Source organism: Variovorax glucosi (assembly GCF_051216695.1).
GTDB lineage: Bacteria > Pseudomonadota > Gammaproteobacteria > Burkholderiales > Burkholderiaceae_C > Variovorax.
The window spans coordinates 1-1,444 of sequence record NZ_JBPJZE010000095.1 but is presented as its reverse complement, the minus strand read 5'-3'; the positions used below and the strand labels follow the sequence as shown (position 1 = coordinate 1,444).

1 protein-coding gene is annotated in these 1,444 nt (G+C 65.7%); it reads left to right on the top strand.

All coding sequences use genetic code 11. The features are described from left to right. Positions 1-18: 18 nt before the first annotated feature. Positions 19-1,444 (top strand): AMP-binding protein (locus ACSFA3_RS23180; protein ID WP_435507792.1); only part of this gene is annotated, 1,426 nt, incomplete at its 3' end.

Below are 1,444 nucleotides of genomic sequence, written 5' to 3'. Positions count from 1 at the left end.
GGGAGAGGAGCATGAGATTTGGAAATTCGCAAGCTGATCGCACCAGCGCTGGCCGTCGTCCTGCTGGCCGCGGTCGGGTCCGGCGTCTGGTATTCGAACACCCGCCTGCACGATGAATCGGCCACCGCCGCCGCAGCGCGCATCGAGCAGCAGAAACAGGTCACGCTGCGCGGCCTGATTGGCTCAGAAAAAGAAACCTTTTTTGCCGACCCGCGCGTGCAGAAGGCACTGGCGGCGCAGGGCATCACCGTTACCGTAGAGAAGGCCGGCTCGCGCGCCATTGCCAGCCGCTACGACGCCAGCAAGTTCGACTTCGGCTTTCCCTCGGGCGCGCCCGCGGCGGCGCAGCTCAAGACGCTGGCCAAGGCACCGAACGTCTTCAACCCGTTCTACACGCCCATCGTGCTGGCCAGCTGGCGGCCGATTGCAGAGATCCTCGTGGCTAACGGCATCGCGCAGAAGCAGGGCGACTTCTACTACGTGGTCGACCTGCCGGGCCTGATGGCCATGATCGAGAAGGGCACGCGCTGGAAGGAGCTCAAGGCCAGCAGCGCGTTTTCCACCAGCAAGTCGCTGCTCATCAACTCGACCGACGTTCGCACCTCCAACTCGGCGGCGATGTACCTCGCGCTCGCAAGCTACCTCGCCAACAGCCAGCAGATCGTGCAGAGCCAGGAAGACGTGGACCGCGTCATGCCGGTGGTCGCGCCGCTGTTCCTGCGTCAGGGCTTCCAGGAGCAGTCGTCGGCCGGGCCGTTCGAAGACTACCTGGCGCTCGGCATGGGCAAGGCGCCGCTGCTGGTGGCCTACGAGTCGCAAATGATCGAGTTCTGGCTCAAGAACCCCGACCGCCTCAAGAGCGACATGGTGCTGCTCTACCCCAAGCCCACCGTCTATTCAAAGCACGTGCTGGTGCCCTACACGCCCGGCGGTGTGCGCCTGGGCGCGGCGCTGGTGCTGCACACGCGCTTCGATGTCGACGCGGTGATGAACGAGCTCGCAGCCAGCAAGATCAGCGTGTTCCCCGGCGTGCCGACGATGTACACCGCGATCCTCGCGCACCCCAAGGCCAAGGAGATGGACCTGCGCTCGCTCAAGTTCTGCGGCTCGGGCGGCGCGCCGCTGCCGGTGGAGGTGGAGCAGCGCTTCTTCGATCTCACCGGCTGCCATCTCAACGAAGGCTGGGGCATGACCGAGACATCGCCCGTGGGCACCTTCACGCCCGCGCGCGGCGTGCGCAAGGCGGGCTCGTGCGGCATGCCGCTGCCGCAGGTGCGCATCAAGCTCGTGAGCCTGGACGATCCGGCGAAAGACGTCACCGCGTTCGGCGAACCAGGCGAGCTGTGCATCAAGGGCCCGAACGTGATGAAGGGCTACTGGAACAACCCCAAGGCCACAGCCGAATCGATGACGGCCGACGGCTACTTCCGCAGCGGCGACGTCG